Origin of the sequence: Latilactobacillus sakei subsp. sakei DSM 20017 = JCM 1157 (assembly GCF_002370355.1) — a bacterium.
In the GTDB taxonomy this organism is placed as follows: domain Bacteria; phylum Bacillota; class Bacilli; order Lactobacillales; family Lactobacillaceae; genus Latilactobacillus; species Latilactobacillus sakei.
Genome location: NZ_AP017929.1, coordinates 1769340 through 1784847, shown reverse-complemented (window position 1 = coordinate 1784847; position 15508 = coordinate 1769340). Strand labels below are relative to the sequence as shown.

The 15508-nt window shown below is 42.3% G+C and carries 12 protein-coding genes and 1 pseudogene; all 13 read left to right on the top strand.

The features are described from left to right. Positions 1-42: 42 nt before the first annotated feature. The 13 genes and pseudogenes from LEUCM_RS08945 (at position 43) to purF (ending at position 15507) form a co-directional block, all read left to right on the top strand. On the top strand, positions 43-1317 hold the full coding sequence (locus LEUCM_RS08945; RefSeq protein ID WP_016264832.1) for a CHAP domain-containing protein: 1275 nt from the start codon (positions 43-45) through the stop codon (positions 1315-1317). Positions 1318-1521: 204 nt separating this feature from the next. After that, positions 1522-2703 carry a serine hydrolase domain-containing protein gene (locus tag LEUCM_RS08940; protein WP_025015886.1) on the top strand — a complete coding sequence of 394 codons (1182 nt, stop codon included), beginning with the start codon at positions 1522-1524 and terminating at the stop codon, positions 2701-2703. A 173-nt stretch (positions 2704-2876) separates the two neighbouring features. Further along, positions 2877-4394 (top strand): glycerol kinase GlpK, encoded by a 1518-nt coding sequence (glpK, locus tag LEUCM_RS08935; protein ID WP_025015885.1) that lies wholly within the window; start codon positions 2877-2879, stop codon positions 4392-4394. 11 nt (positions 4395-4405) lie between these two features. Beyond that, positions 4406-6232: a type 1 glycerol-3-phosphate oxidase gene (glpO, locus tag LEUCM_RS08930; RefSeq protein WP_056936390.1), complete on the top strand. Its 1827-nt coding sequence runs from the start codon at positions 4406-4408 to the stop codon at positions 6230-6232. 24 nt (positions 6233-6256) lie between these two features. Beyond that, positions 6257-6976 (top strand): MIP/aquaporin family protein, encoded by a 720-nt coding sequence (locus tag LEUCM_RS08925; RefSeq protein ID WP_011374360.1) that lies wholly within the window; start codon positions 6257-6259, stop codon positions 6974-6976. A 220-nt stretch (positions 6977-7196) separates the two neighbouring features. Beyond that, on the top strand, positions 7197-7682 hold the full coding sequence (gene purE / locus LEUCM_RS08920; RefSeq protein WP_016264836.1) for a 5-(carboxyamino)imidazole ribonucleotide mutase: 486 nt from the start codon (positions 7197-7199) through the stop codon (positions 7680-7682). Next, a complete protein-coding gene (gene purK / locus LEUCM_RS08915) occupies positions 7666-8817 on the top strand; it encodes a 5-(carboxyamino)imidazole ribonucleotide synthase (RefSeq protein WP_025015884.1) in 1152 nt (383 codons plus the stop codon). Before purE ends, purK begins: the two co-directional genes overlap by 17 nt. Next, a pseudogene (gene purB, locus LEUCM_RS08910) lies at positions 8814-10109 on the top strand (adenylosuccinate lyase). Before purK ends, purB begins: the two are co-directional and overlap by 4 nt. A 112-nt stretch (positions 10110-10221) precedes the next feature. Further along, entirely contained in the window at positions 10222-10947 is a 726-nt protein-coding gene (purC, locus tag LEUCM_RS08905) for a phosphoribosylaminoimidazolesuccinocarboxamide synthase (protein WP_011374364.1), read from the top strand. Continuing rightward, positions 10940-11200 (top strand): phosphoribosylformylglycinamidine synthase subunit PurS, encoded by a 261-nt coding sequence (gene purS, locus LEUCM_RS08900; RefSeq protein ID WP_025015883.1) that lies wholly within the window; start codon positions 10940-10942, stop codon positions 11198-11200. The genes purC and purS overlap by 8 nt, the downstream gene beginning before the upstream one ends. Further along, on the top strand, positions 11197-11883 hold the full coding sequence (purQ, locus tag LEUCM_RS08895; RefSeq protein WP_025015882.1) for a phosphoribosylformylglycinamidine synthase subunit PurQ: 687 nt from the start codon (positions 11197-11199) through the stop codon (positions 11881-11883). Before purS ends, purQ begins: the two co-directional genes overlap by 4 nt. Then, positions 11873-14098, top strand: a complete 2226-nt coding sequence (gene purL / locus LEUCM_RS08890) for a phosphoribosylformylglycinamidine synthase subunit PurL (RefSeq protein WP_056936392.1) — start codon at positions 11873-11875, stop codon at positions 14096-14098. Before purQ ends, purL begins: the two co-directional genes overlap by 11 nt. Further along, positions 14074-15507, top strand: a complete 1434-nt coding sequence (gene purF / locus LEUCM_RS08885; protein ID WP_025015881.1) for an amidophosphoribosyltransferase — start codon at positions 14074-14076, stop codon at positions 15505-15507. Before purL ends, purF begins: the two co-directional genes overlap by 25 nt. Position 15508 lies beyond the last annotated feature (1 nt).

Here is a 15508-nt window from a genome sequence, read left to right as displayed (position 1 = left end):
TATACTATAACCTATTAATAAAACACGGGGTAATTATAAAAAATGTCTTTCAAAAAAGTAATCACAAGTGCAATTGTAATGAGTATGGTAGCCGTTTCAGCACTAAACACAGTCGCAGCTAATGCAGCAACAGTTGATGAAACACAAGAAGCCATTACAAATAATAAAAGTGAAACAGCCAAATTATTAAAGGATATTGCAACAGCCAATGCTGATAATATCAAACTACAACAACAAATCACTGATAACACAACTAAAATTGAAACGACTAAAACAAATATTGATCAATCAACACAAAAAATCGCAACCTTAAAAACACAAATCACAAGCGCAAAAGCTGAAGTTCAAAAAAGAACGACAGTGCTTAAGGCCCAACTTGTTGCATTACAAAAACAAACAGGGGACACTGTCAGTGGCAATGTTTACTTTGATTTTGTCTTAAACTCAAAAGACTTTTCTGATCTTGTTGCAAGATCATTCACAGTCAATAAGTTGAACCAAGCAAGTAAATCAGCACTAGAAGATGTTAAAGCAGCTAAAGCAGAATACTCAAATTTAATGACAGAACAAGAAACAACTAAATCTAATTTACAATCTGAAAAAACAAGTCTTGAAGCACAACAAACTGATTTGAAGGCCATGAAGGCTAAATCAGATCAACAACAAGATGCATTAAACCAAAAGGTTAATGACAATAAGGCAACATTAGAAGCGCTACAAACACAATATGATGAAGCTGCTTCTGCTTTAAAAGTTGCTAACGATACTAAGGCTAAAGAAACAAAAGTAGTAAAGACTGCTGTTTCTACTAAAGATACTTCAGATAAAGCAGAAGCAACAAGTACTTCAAACGATAGCAAAGCAAGCACTTCAAGTAAAATTGAAAATAAAACAAGCGACAATAGTGAATCAAAGAAATCTAATGACGATAGTGATAGCCAAGGCGACGGTAGCACACATGGTAACGTTGCTGGCAACTCATACGCATGGGGTCAATGTACTTGGTATGTTAAGCAAGTTGCACCTTGGGCTGGTAATAACTGGGGTAATGGCGGTCAATGGGGTGCTTCTGCATCAGCAGCTGGCTTCCGTGTCGATCATACACCATCAGCCGGTGCAATCATTGTCTTTGTACCTGGTCAATCTGTAGGTGGTCAATGGACTGCTGATCCTACGTACGGTCACGTTGGGTATGTTCAATCAGTTAGTGGCAGCAGTGTCACAATTACGCAAGGCGGGATGGGTTTTGCTAACGCAGCTGGCCCAAATACTGCAACACTTTCAGATGGCGGCAGTTACATGTATATTCACCGTTAATCTTTAAATGATGATCTTAAAAGTTTAGTGAAAAAGGCTTATTCTTTCGGGGGATAAGCCTTTTTTGTTGCAACTGGTTATTTCAGGATGAAAGTTCAGGTAGCGTTCCTTTTTAAGATAACAATATTGTCACTTCTAATGCTAGCATAAGTATTGTACATTATTAATAACGAGAGAAGATTATCATTTGGGGAGGGTAATTAGGTGGCGAAACGAAAATTAGTGATGATTGGCAGTGTTGTCATTATATTAAGTGTTTTTTTAGCGGGTGGCTATGTTGTTAAAGAGCAAATTGATCAGAAAGCAGCTCAACAAGAAAAAATCGAAAAACAAACGCAACAACGAAAACGTCAAAGTGAAAAAGCGGCGATGGTTAAATCTGAAAGTATTCAAAAACAAAAAGCGCGTGAAAAAGAAGCGACTAAGCCAATGCCAACGGTGGTTGCTGATAATGCGTTAGATCAATATTTTAAGCAAGTTAACTTTTCAGGAACAGCATTAATTGTTAAAGATAACAAAATTATGCTTAATAAAGGGTATGGCACAGCTAATGAAGCGGCCAAAAAATTAAATACACCGGACACGTTATATCCAATTGCGTCAACTGAAAAAGCACTGATCGCAACCGGTATTTTACAATTAAATCAACAAGGCAAGTTGAAGGTTACCGATCCAGTGGCGAAATATTTACCCAAATTTCCTAATGGTCAGCAGATTAAATTGACGGACTTACTGCATCATACTTCTGGCATTGTTGGACGTAATCAGGACAATCAAGAAAAGACCAGCGACCAATTATTAGCTGAGATTATTGAAAATGGGACTAAGGGCCAACCAGGCAGTTGGCACTATTTAGATGCTAACTATATTGTTTTGGTTAAGATTTTAGAAAAAGTGAGTCATCAAAATTACCAAGATTACTTACAAAATAAGATTATCAAACCAAGTAAAATGATGCATACTGGGTTTATGTCAGCGCAATACCCACAGTTAGCAAATGCCTCTATCGGGTATGAAACCAAAGGTGGTGTTAAAAAGGCTGAAATGTTACCGAATTTTAGCCAGCTCTATGGCGTTGGAGATATGTATATGACGGCTATGGATATGTACCGTTTTGATAAGGCACTTTGGACTCACAAATTAATTAACCAGCAGCAAACCGATTTAATGTTTAAACCGGGTAGTGATTCTCATTATGGGATGGGCATGTATAATGATCCGGCATTAATCGTCAATCGCGGCTATCTTTCTGGTTGGAGTGTTTCAAACGGCTTTAGTCATGGCGGCCGAATTTATATTGTATTATTCTCGAATGTTAAGAACGATAAAACGTCGTTAAGTAAGATGAATAGTGATTTATACAGTAAATTAGTGGCAACAATATAAGTTTAAAAGACGGGGAGCGAAGGGCTCAACCGTCTTTTTTTGTGACTTTTAACCCACTATAATGATTGTGTGAAATTTAATTTAGGCAAAACGCTTCCATTTTGGATACCGGTAATCTATAATAAAAAACAAGGAAACGTTTTCCAAAGAAATTTTGTTAAAGGAGGATTAAAATGACTGAAAAATACATTCTTGCGATTGATGAGGGGACGACAAGTACTCGCTCAATCATTTTTAACCACGATGGTCAAAAAGTCGCGGATGCACAACGTGAGTTCCCGCAGTACTTTCCTGAACCCGGTTGGGTAGAGCATAACGCTAATGAAATTTGGAACGCCGTTTTATCAACTATTGCAAACGCTTTTATTAAATCTGGCATTCAACCGAACCAGATTGCGGGGATTGGGATTACTAATCAACGTGAAACGACGGTTATCTGGGACAAGGCAACTGGCCTACCAATTTACAATGCGGTGGTTTGGCAATCGCGGCAAACCAACGATATTGCTGAAAAGCTTAAGACAGATGGTTACGAAGATTTAATCCATAAGAAGACGGGCTTGATTGTTGATGCCTATTTCTCAGCAACCAAGATTCGCTGGATTTTAGATCAAGTGCCAGGCGCACAAGAACGTGCTGAAAAGGGCGAATTGCTCTTTGGGACAATTGATACTTGGATTACTTGGAAATTAACCGGGGGTGCAACGCACGTCACTGATTATACTAATGCCAGTCGGACGATGATTTTTAACATTCACGACTTGGACTGGGACGACGACATCTTGAAGCTGCTCAACATTCCACGGGCAATGTTACCTGATGTGCGGCCAAATTCTGAAGTTTATGGTGAAACGGCGCCTTATCATTTTTATGGCAGCAGCGTACCAATTTCAGGGATGGCCGGTGATCAACAAGCTGCCTTGTTTGGTCAATTAGCTTTACAACCCGGAATAGTCAAGAATACTTACGGGACAGGCTCATTTATCGTGATGAACACTGGTGAAAAGCCAACGATGTCTGAAAATAACTTATTAACGACAATCGGTTATTCAATCAATGGTAAAGTGAACTACGCTTTGGAAGGCTCAGTCTTTGTCGCTGGTTCGGCCATTCAATGGTTGAGAGATAGCATGCAATTAGTTGAGAAATCTTCAGATTCCGAAGCTGCTGCTAAAGCTTCAACGAGTTTAAATGAAGTTTACGTTGTACCAGCCTTTACTGGTTTAGGTGCACCTTATTGGGACGCTGAAGCACGGGGCTCGATTCTTGGTATCACGCGTGGGACGAACCGTCAGGATATTATTAAAGCAACACTGCAATCATTAGCTTATCAAACACGTGACGTTGTTCAAACCATGCAAAAAGATACGGGGATTGATATCAAGATGCTACGTGTCGATGGGGGTGCTGCTAATAACAACTACCTCATGCAATTCCAGGCAGATATTTTAAATAGTGCCATTGAAAAAGCCGCAAACTTAGAAACAACGGCCATGGGTGCTGCCTTCTTGGCCGGCCTAGCTGTTGGTTTTTGGCAGGATACAGATGAATTAGCGCAAATCTTCTCTGTTGGGCAGCGTTTCGAACCTAACATGCCAGAAGAAGAACGTGAAGATCTATATGCCGGTTGGCAACAAGCCATTGAAGCAACAAAAATTTTCAAACATCGTCCATATAAGATGAACGAATAAGGAGGATTATTATGACATTTTCATTAGAAAGCCGTCAACAAGCCATTCAAAACTTAAAGAACGAACAACTTGATTTATTAATTATTGGTGGGGGGATCACTGGTGCAGGGGTCGCCATTCAATCTGCCGCATCTGGTATTAAAACGGGTTTAATCGAAATGCAAGATTTTGCTGAAGGGACATCATCACGTTCAACGAAGTTAGTCCATGGTGGGATTCGCTACTTGAAGACTTTCGACGTCGGGGTTGTTGCCGATACTGTTAGTGAACGTGCGGTTGTTCAAGGCATCGCACCTCACATTCCACGGCCTACACCAATGCTTTTACCAATTTATGATGAACCTGAAGCAACTTATGACATGTTCAGTGTTAAAATTGCGATGGATTTATACGATAAATTGGCAGGGGTTACTGGGACACAATATGCTAACTACACAATTGATCGTAAAGAAGTGCTTCAACGCGAACCTGGTTTGAAATCAGATCGTTTGATGGGTGCTGGTGTCTATTTGGACTTTGTGAATAACGATGCCCGTTTAGTAATCGAAAATATCAAAGAAGCTGACGAATTAGGCGCAACAGTTGCCAGCCACGTTAAAGCTGTTGGGATGACTTATGATGCTAATGGCCGCGTTAATGGCTTGAAAGCACATGATGAATTAACAGATGAAACATTCGATATTCATGCCAAATTAGTGATTAATACAGCTGGCCCTTGGGTTGATAAAGTTAACGCTTTGAATACTGAAGTGAAAGCGCAAGAAACACTTCGTCCAACTAAAGGAATTCATTTAGTTGTTGATAGCAGTCGCTTATCAGTGCCACAACCAACTTATTTTGATTCAGGTCTCCATGATGGTCGCATGATTTTCGTTGTGCCACGCGAAGGCAAGACATACTTCGGAACAACGGATACAGATTACACAGGCGACTATAAACACCCACGTGTTGAACAAACCGACGTTGATTACTTATTAAAGGCTATCAATAACCGTTATCCTAGCGTTGATATCGCATTAAACGATATTGAAGCAAGCTGGGCTGGTTTACGACCATTAATCTCAAACAACGGTAGTTCTGATTATAATGGCGGTGGTGCTAATAGTGGTAAGGTTTCAGAAGAATCATTCAATAACCTAATCAAGACTGTTGATGACTATGAAAATAAAACAGCTGCTCGTGCTGATGTTGAAAAAGCAATCAGCCAATTAAGAACAGCCCATGCTGAAGAAACGGTTAACCCTTCACAAGTCTCACGTGGGAGTTCACTTAAAGTGGCTGAAAACGGCTTGATGACTTTATCAGGTGGTAAGATTACGGATTACCGTAAGATGGCTGCTGGCGCATTAGAAATGATTCGTGATATCTTGAAGAAAGACTTCAACGAAACGGTTCGTGAAATTGATTCTAAGAAGTTACAAGTATCAGGTGGTCATTTTGATCCTAATAACGTTGAAGAAACACTGAAGTTCTACACGAAAGTAGCGATGAGCAAGGGTATTTCAGAAGATGATGCCACTGACTTAGCTAATCGCTTTGGTTCAAACGTTAGCCGTGTAGTTTCATATGCAGATCAAGGCACAGCTGAAGGTTTGAACTTGAAGGAAACGATTAGTTTGAGATATTCAGTTAACGAAGAAATGACGTTAACACCAGTTGATTATTTATTACGTCGGACAAACTTCGTCTTATTCCACAATGATCAATTGGCAGCCATCAAACAACCAGTTATCAACGAAATGGCCCGTCTCTTGAACTGGGATGCTGCTGAAAAAGAACGTCAAACAGCACAATTAGATGCCGCAATTGCTGAAGCACAACTCGACTATTTAAAATAGTGAGTTGAATAAGGAGGAAACCTTATGGATAATTCAATAATGGTCCAAGCACTAGGCGAATTAGTCGGTACATTTATCTTAGTCCTCTTAGGGGACGGAGTCGTTGCCGGCGTTAGTTTAGCAAAGACTAAGGCCAACGGTGCTGGTTGGATTGCAATTACGTTAGGTTGGGGGTTTGCCGTAACGCTAGGTGTTTACGCATCAGCATTTATGGGTCCTGCCCATTTAAACCCAGCGGTCACGCTCGCCTTTGCAATCATCGGTAAAGTATCATGGTCTGTTGTATTACCATTTATCATTGCCCAAATGATTGGGGCTTTCTTGGGGGCAGTCGTTGTCTGGATTCAATACTACCCACATTGGCAAGCGACAGATGACCAATCAGCGATTTTAGGGACTTTTGCAACCGGTCCTGCAATTAGAAGCCCATTTGCCAACTTAATGAGTGAAATTATTGGGACATTTGTCTTAGTATTCGCATTGTTAGCATTGACACGGGGCCAATTCACAGAAGGCTTAAACCCACTCGTAGTTGGTGTTATCATTACTGCAATCGGGTTATCACTTGGTGGAACAACTGGGTATGCAATTAATCCGGCTCGGGATCTAGGCCCACGGATTGCGCATGCAGTTCTACCAATTGCCAACAAGGGTGATTCTGACTGGCAATACAGTTGGATTCCAGTTATCGGCCCATTCGTTGGTGGGATTTTAGGGGCATTATTGTTTGTCCTGTTACCATAATAAACGCCTTTAAAAAGAGTGACTCATTCATTAATGAGTCACTCTTTTTTGTTCGTCTTTTTAAATAACTAATATTTTACGAAAGATATTTATTAATTATTTTGCACGTAACACGTACAATTTATAAAACTATAATAAAATAATACGGATTTCCCTTTGACTTATGCCGTCGTCGTTGTTAAAATCAAACCATAATCAATTAAGAAAGCAGGCTAATCGAATGACTGATGTAGCGATTGTGATGGGATCGATCTCTGATTGGGAAACAATGCAGGAAACGGCTCAGATTTTAACGGATTTGAATGTGAGTTATACCAAAAAAGTCATTTCGGCACACCGGATGCCAATTGAAATGATTGCTTTTGCGCAAAGTGCGGCGGAAGAAGGTTATCAAGTGATTATTGCAGGTGCCGGTGGTGCAGCACATCTACCGGGGATGTTGGCTGCTAACACTGTTCTGCCCGTTATCGGGGTACCAATTCAAAGCAAGGCGCTCAATGGGATGGACTCATTGTTGTCAATTGTCCAGATGCCAAGTGGTGTGCCGGTGGCAACGGTAGCGATTGGTAAGGCAGGCGCAATTAACGCTGGTTTGTTGGCAACCCAAATCTGCGGGCTTAAAACACCAACTTATCAAAAGGCATTAGTGCAATACAAACAAGCACTTCATCAAAAGGCGGTGGCAAGTAATGACCAACTTAACTAAACAAATTTTACCAGGACAAGTCATTGGGATTATTGGTGGCGGTCAATTAGGACAGATGATGACCTTGGCCGCTAAGTCGATGGGCTTTAAAGTCATCGTTCTTGATCCGCAAGTTGATTGTCCGGCCGGTCAAGTGGCCGATGACCAAATTGTTGCGGCTTACGATGACGAGAATCAAATCATTGAATTGGCAAAACGTTCGGATGTCGTGACTTATGAATTTGAAAACGTCGATGCAACGACGATTGAAAAAGCACAACAACTAACGCAAATTCCGCAAGGAACCAAGGCGTTACGGATTGCACAAGACCGTGTTTTGGAAAAACAATTCTTAGCAATCGAGAAATTACCGCACGCCGCTTTTAAAGTCGTAACATCGATTAGTGAATTAACTAAAGCGGTCGCTGAGATTGGCTTACCCTGTCTCTTGAAAACGGCCCGAGGTGGGTACGACGGTAAAGGGCAACTTGTCTTAAGACGGGCCAGTGATATTGAAGCCGCTAGAGCACTTCTGGATTTTGGCGTTTGTGTGTTAGAAGAAATGGTGACTTTTGATCAAGAGATTTCAGTCATGATTAGCCAGAATTGGGCAGGGCAACAGGCACTTTTTCCAGTCATTGAAAACCAACACCGGCATAACATATTACATATTAGTATTTGCCCTGCACGGGTACCGGCGGCGGTTGCACAAGAGGCTAAGAAAATTGCCCAGAAAATTGCGACCGAAATAGAATTGGTGGGGACACTCGGGGTAGAGTTCTTCGTGACCCCAACTGGCCAGTTGTTTGTAAATGAAATCGCACCAAGACCGCATAATTCGGGTCATTTAACGATTGAAGCTTGTGACTTGTCGCAATTTATGGCGCACATCCGGGGGGTTTGCAATTGGCCACTTCAAACGCCGCGTCTTTGGCAATCAGCTGTAATGGTCAATGTCTTGGGCCAAGATGTACCAGGTGCGCTGGCTAAGAGCTGCCAGTCAACTGATTGGTCTTATCACGATTACGGTAAGGCTGAGCGCAAAGAAAATCGGAAGATGGGGCATATCACCCTGTTGACTGATGATCTAAACAAAACACTTTCTGAAATTGAAGCAACACAAATTTGGGCATTACCAAAGGAGCAGACAAAATGATTGAACGTTATACAAATCCTGAAATGGGTGCCATTTGGACCGATCACAACAAGTATGAAGCATGGTTAGCAGTTGAAATTTTAGCGGATGAGGCGTGGTCTAAATTAGGGCATATTCCGGCAGAAGATGTCGCTAAGATTAAAGCCAACGCGCAATTTTCAATTCCTCGCATTCTAGAAATTGAACAGGAAACAAGACATGATGTGGTGGCGTTCACTCGGGCCGTTTCGGAATCACTAGGTGCTGAACGAAAATGGGTTCATTATGGGTTAACGTCTACTGATGTCGTTGATACGGCTTACGGCTATTTATTGAAACAAGCGAACGCCATTTTACGAGCTGATATCGACGCTTTGATAGAAGTGATTGGTAAGTAAGCTAAACGTTATCAAGATACAGTTATGATGGGGCGGACACATGGTGTGCACGCTGAACCGACGACTTTTGGTTTGAAATTAGCGCTTTGGTATTCCGAATTAAAACGCCATAAAGAACGTTTTGAAACAGCGGCAGAAGGCGTTGAAGCCGGTAAAATCAGTGGGGCTGTGGGGACGTTTGCGAATATTCCACCGTTTGTTGAAAGTTATGTTTGTGATCAATTGGGGATTCGGGCTCAAGAAATTTCAACTCAAGTCCTACCGAGAGATTTACATGCTGCTTACGTTGCTGAAATGGCGTTATTAGCGACATCTATCGAGAAATTCGCGACTGAAATTCGTGGTTTACAAAAATCAGAAACGCGCGAAGTGGAAGAATACTTTGCTAAAGGTCAAAAAGGTTCTTCAGCAATGCCCCATAAACGCAATCCAATTGGTTCTGAAAATATCACAGGCTTAACGCGGGTTATTCGCGGTCATATGGTAACGGCTTATGAAGATGTGGCACTGTGGCATGAACGCGATATTTCACATAGCTCCGCTGAACGGATTATTTTACCGGATACAACCATTTTATTAGATTACATTCTCAAACGGTTTACAAAAATTATGACGAACTTGACGGTCTTCCCAGAAAATATGAAACGTAATATGGGTCGGACTTTTGGTTTGATTTATAGCCAACGCGTGTTATTGAAATTGATCGATCACGGCCTTTCAAGAGAAGCGGCCTATGATTTGATTCAACCTAAGACGGCCCGTTCTTGGGATGAACAAATTGATTTCAGACCGTTATTAGAAGCCGACGAACAGGTAATGAGCATTCTAACGCCAGCTGATTTGGATGATGCGTTTGACTATCATTATCATATTCGGCATGTGGCCGAAATTTTTGAGCGTGTTGGTTTGGGTTAAAAATAAACGAACTTTGAAATAGCGATCATTTCAAAGTTTTTTTATGGCAAAACTAAAAACGAACAATTATTAATTATTTTATAAAATAATATGTCTATTGGAGGAAGAAACGATGAGTGAAACGTTACTTTATTCAGGGAAAGCCAAGGACTTATTCTCAACTGACGACCCCGAAGTCTTAAAAATGATTTATAAGGATCAAGCAACTGCTTTAAATGGTAAGCGGAAAGAACAGATTACTGGCAAAGGGGAAGTTAATTATGAAATTTCAAAATTAATTTTTGCTTACTTAAGTCAACAAGGGATCGAAACCCATTTAATCAAAAATGTATCTGAAACCGAACAACTCGTCAAAAAAGTCACCATTATCCCGTTGGAAGTGGTCTTGAGAAATGTGGTCGCCGGAAGCTTTGCACGGAAGTTTGGTCAACCGTTGGGACAACGATTAGAACAACCGATTATTGAATATTATTACAAAAATGATGCTTTGGACGATCCGGCTATTAATATCTCGCAAGCAACGGCTTTGAAACTGGTGACACCTACGGAAGTGGCTACGATTGAAGCGATGACGAAACAGATTAATACTTTGTTGATTAAGTTATTCAATGAAATTGGTATTGATTTAATTGATTTTAAATTGGAATTTGGTCGATATCAAGGACGCTTAATTTTAGCGGATGAATTTTCACCAGATAATTGTCGGCTTTGGGATCAGAAAACACACTCATCATTAGATAAGGATGTTTTCCGCCAGAATAAGGGCGACTTAGTCACGGTCTACGAGACGGTTTTACAACGCTTAACAAAAATGATTGGGGGTTTTGCAAATGTATAACGTGCAAGTTTATGTCACCTATAAAGATTCAGTTCTAGATCCACAAGGTCAAGCGGTTCAAGGTGCGATTCAACGCTTAGGTTTTGAAGGGATCAGTCAAATGCGAATTGGTAAGTTTTTCGAAATGCAAGTGACTGGTACGGATCAAGCCGCTGTGATTGATAAAGTTGAAGCGATTTGCGATCGACTATTGGCTAATCCAAATATGGAACAATACCGCTACGACTTACAATTGGTGGAGGACGCAAAATGAAATTCGCAGTGCTTGTTTTTCCAGGATCGAATTGTGATGCCGATTTATACCACGCAATTGTCGATGTCTGCCATGAAGAAGCGGCTTATGTCTCTTACACAGCAACTAGCTTAGCCGGTTTTGATGCGGTGCTAATTCCAGGTGGCTTTTCATACGGTGATTATTTACGCAGCGGCGCGATTGCTAAATTGGCACCAATTATGACGGCGGTGGTGGCTTTTGCTAAAGCGGGCAAACCGGTTTTAGGAATCTGCAACGGTTTCCAGATTTTGACGGAAGCGGGCTTATTGCCAGGAGCGTTGTTGCCCAATCGCCAAACGCATTTCATTTGCGAAACGGTAACTTTGCAGGTTGAAAATAGCGACACACGCTTTACAAATCAATATGCAAAAGGGACCACGATTGCGTTGCCAATTGCTCACGGTGAAGGTAATTATTATTGTGATCCAGAAACGTTGGCCCAATTGCACGCCAATCATCAAATCGCATTTACTTATACAACTGACGTTAATGGTAGTTTAGACAATATCGCGGGCATCACGAACGAAGCGGGAAATGTTTTAGGGATGATGCCACACCCTGAACGTGCAGTCGAAGCCTTATTGGGCAGTGCGGATGGGCTGGGTGTCTTCCAATCAATTTTGACAACTTTGAAAAGCGGGGTAGTAACTCATGGTGAATAATCCAACGGCAACTGAGATTCAACAAACCAAGTTATACCAACAATGGGGCTTAACCGATAGTGAATACGAATTGATTTGCACTAAAATCTTAAAACGGTTGCCAAACTACACAGAAACGGGTCTCTTCTCAGTCATGTGGAGTGAACACTGTTCTTATAAAAATTCCAAGCCAATCCTTAAAAAGTTTCCAACGGATGGTCCCTACGTCTTACAAGGGCCAGGGGAGGGGGCCGGTATTTTAGATATTGGTGATGGTCAAGCTGTTGTTTTCAAGGCTGAAAGTCATAATCATCCCTCTGCTGTTGAACCTTATGAAGGGGCAGCTACTGGTGTCGGTGGGATTATCCGCGATATTTTTTCAATGGGTGCAACGCCAATCGCGATTTTAGACAGCTTGCGGTTTGGGGAACTCAATGATAACCAAACCAAGTATTTGGTCCAGGAAGTGATCGCTGGGATTGGTGGTTACGGTAATTGTATTGGGATTCCAACAGTTGGCGGTGAAATCAGTTTTGATCCGTGCTATCAAGCTAATCCGCTGGTGAATGCGATGTGTGTCGGTTTGATTGAACAAAAGGATATTCAACAAGGTAAAGCGCGGGGGGCTGGCAACAGCGTATTGTACGTCGGCGCCAAAACAGGCCGCGATGGGATTCACGGGGCCACCTTTGCATCGGATGAATTTGCAGAAGGGAAAGCAACGCAACGCTCGGCCGTTCAAGTCGGCGATCCATTCATGGAAAAATTATTGATGGATGCCTGCTTAGAATTAATTTTGCAACATTCAGATTGGTTGGTCGGGATTCAAGATATGGGGGCAGCTGGATTGGTTTCATCAACTGCTGAAATGGCGGCTAAAGCGGGAACCGGGATGATTTTAGACCTTGACCAAGTACCACAACGCGAAACCGATATGTCTGCTTATGAAATCATGTTATCCGAATCGCAAGAACGAATGGCTTTATGTGTTAAAGCCGGTTATGAAGACCAAGTGATTACCTTATTTAAAGGCTACGACTTAGATGCCGTTCGGATTGGCGAAGTGACAACCAAAGAACAATACCAACTATGGCACCAAGGCCAATTGGTTGCTGATTTACCAGTAGCATCCTTAACAGATGCCGCACCGGTCTATCATAAGGACCAAGCAAAACCAGAACGCTTAGCAACTTTTGCCGCCCAAGCGCCTTATGTGCCTAGATTGACGGACACTCAGGCAATTTGGTTGGCACTATTAAAACAACCAACAATCGCGGATAAAAGTTCGTTCTACCACCACTACGATGCCCAAGTGAAAACCAATACCGTCGTTTTACCTGGTAGTGATGCAGCCGTAGTGCGCATTCGTGGCACCAAAAAGGCCCTTGCGATGACGACTGACTGTAACGGTCGCTATCTTTATCTAGATCCCCACGTGGGTGGCCAAATTGCAGTCGCTGAAGCAGCTCGAAATATTGTCGCTGCTGGTGGGCAACCATTAGGGATTACGGATTGTTTAAACTACGGTAACCCTGAGAAACCGGCTGTTTTCTGGGAATTTGATCAGAGCGCGCAGGGAATTGCCGCTGCTTGTGAGACTTTTGGCACCCCAGTGATTTCGGGAAACGTCTCACTGTATAACGAATTTAACGGAGAAGCGATTTACCCCACACCAATGATTGGGATGGTCGGTTTAATTCGGGACATCGCAGATGTTACCACGCAAGATTTTAAACAAGCCGATGATTTAATTTATTTGATTGGTGAAACTGACGATAACTATGCAGGTAGTGAATTACAAAAGATGCAACAAGGCACTATTTCAGGTCAACTGGGCCATTTCTCATTAGCAACGGAAAAGGCTAATCAAGATCTTGTTTTAAAAGCCATTCAACAAGGGTTGGTTGCTAGTGCACATGATCTATCAGAAGGTGGCTTAGCAGTCGCGCTTTCTGAAGCAACCTTCAAACAAGGTTTGGGGTACCGCGTACAAGTAGATTTGGCTAGTCGTCAATTATTTGCCGAAACACAATCGCGGTTTATTGTGACGGTTAAAGCGACCGACCAAGTTGCTTTTGAACAGATTAGCCACCAATCAGCCCAATTGATTGGTCGGGTAACGGCTAAACCAGTAATGCATATTCAAACGAAAGATGAAACGATTGACTTGACCATTGAAGCGGCCAAGGATGCTTGGGAGGCGGCTTTACCATGCTTAATGAAATCAGAAGCTTAAATGAAGAATGTGGTGTCTTTGGGGTTTGGGGCCATCAAGATGCCAATCAATTAGCCTATTTCGGCCTTCATAGTCTTCAACACCGTGGTCAAGAAGGGGCAGGAATTGTCACTAATGACTACGGCCAGTTAATGGGTTATCGTGATCGGGGCCTACTAGCGGATGTTTTTCGGAAACAGGAAAATTTAGCCCAATTAACAGGTGAAGCGGCTATCGGTCACGTTCGATACGCAACGGCGGGTAGTCACGGTTTAGAAAATATTCAACCTTTCTTGTTTGATTTTGCCGATGGTCAATTTGCATTAGCGCATAACGGCAATTTGACCAATGCGGTCACGTTACGGCGTCAATTGGAAGATGATGGCGCCATTTTAAAGTCTAGTTCTGATTCAGAAATTTTAATGCATCTCATTCGGCGAGCGGCTGGTCCGGATTTGCACACTAAGGTTAAAACAGCCCTCAACCAAATTCACGGTGGTTTTGCCTATGTGCTATTAACGCAGGATTCTTTGATTGCGATGCTTGATCCTAATGGCTTCCGGCCATTGTCGATTGGGCAAATGGCCAATGGGGCGTATGTTGTTGCCAGTGAAACGTGTGCGCTGAATGCGGTCGAAGCGACTTTTATTCGGGACGTACAACCTGGTGAAGTCGTGACAATTGATCGAGATGGCTTACATTCGGATTTCTTCACGACCGAAACGACCCATTCGATTTGCTCGATGGAATATATCTATTTCGCACGACCAGATTCTGATATTTGCGGGATTAACGTCCACGCAGCGCGGAAGCGAATGGGTAAACGATTGGCGGCGGAAACGGGCGTTGATGCCGATATGGTAATCGGGGTACCTAATTCATCGCTCTCCGCAGCGAGTGGGTACGCGGAAGCCAGCGGCCTACCATATGAAATGGGGCTCGTTAAAAATCAATATGTCGGTCGGACCTTTATTCAACCGACACAAGCACTGCGAGAGCAGGGTGTTAACCGCAAGTTAGCAGTTGTTAAAAGTGTCGTGGCAGGTAAACGAATTGTGTTAGTTGATGATTCGATTGTTCGTGGGACTACTAGCAAACACATTGTTAAACGTTTAAAAGAGGCTGGGGCGCTAGAAGTACATTTACGAGTTGCTTCACCGCCGTTGAAATACCCGTGTTTTTACGGGATTGACATTCAAACGCGTGAAGAATTAATCGCTGCGCGCCAAAGTGTGGCTCAAATGTGTGAAACAATCGGTGCTGATTCGTTGGCCTTTTTGAGTCAAGAAGGTTTGATTGATGCGATTGGCTTACACCAAGATGCACCGTATTCAGGGTTATGTATGGCGTATTTTAACGGCGATTATCCAACGCCGCTATACGATTATGAAGCAGATTATCAAGCGAGTCTAAAACAAGATAAGGAGTAAT

Excerpts from the sequence above, each read along its gene's own strand:
- LEUCM_RS08945 (WP_016264832.1), top strand. The coding sequence starts at position 43 with ATGTCTTTCAAAAAAGTAATCACAAGTGCAATTGTAATGAGTATGGTA.
- glpK (WP_025015885.1), top strand. The coding sequence starts at position 2,877 with ATGACTGAAAAATACATTCTTGCGATTGATGAGGGGACGACAAGTACT.
- glpO (WP_056936390.1), top strand. The coding sequence starts at position 4,406 with ATGACATTTTCATTAGAAAGCCGTCAACAAGCCATTCAAAACTTAAAG.
- LEUCM_RS08925 (WP_011374360.1), top strand. The coding sequence starts at position 6,257 with ATGGATAATTCAATAATGGTCCAAGCACTAGGCGAATTAGTCGGTACA.
- purE (WP_016264836.1), top strand. The coding sequence starts at position 7,197 with ATGACTGATGTAGCGATTGTGATGGGATCGATCTCTGATTGGGAAACA.
- purK (WP_025015884.1), top strand. The coding sequence starts at position 7,666 with ATGACCAACTTAACTAAACAAATTTTACCAGGACAAGTCATTGGGATT.
- purC (WP_011374364.1), top strand. The coding sequence starts at position 10,222 with ATGAGTGAAACGTTACTTTATTCAGGGAAAGCCAAGGACTTATTCTCA.
- purS (WP_025015883.1), top strand. The coding sequence starts at position 10,940 with ATGTATAACGTGCAAGTTTATGTCACCTATAAAGATTCAGTTCTAGAT.
- purQ (WP_025015882.1), top strand. The coding sequence starts at position 11,197 with ATGAAATTCGCAGTGCTTGTTTTTCCAGGATCGAATTGTGATGCCGAT.
- purL (WP_056936392.1), top strand. The coding sequence starts at position 11,873 with ATGGTGAATAATCCAACGGCAACTGAGATTCAACAAACCAAGTTATAC.
- purF (WP_025015881.1), top strand. The coding sequence starts at position 14,074 with ATGCTTAATGAAATCAGAAGCTTAAATGAAGAATGTGGTGTCTTTGGG.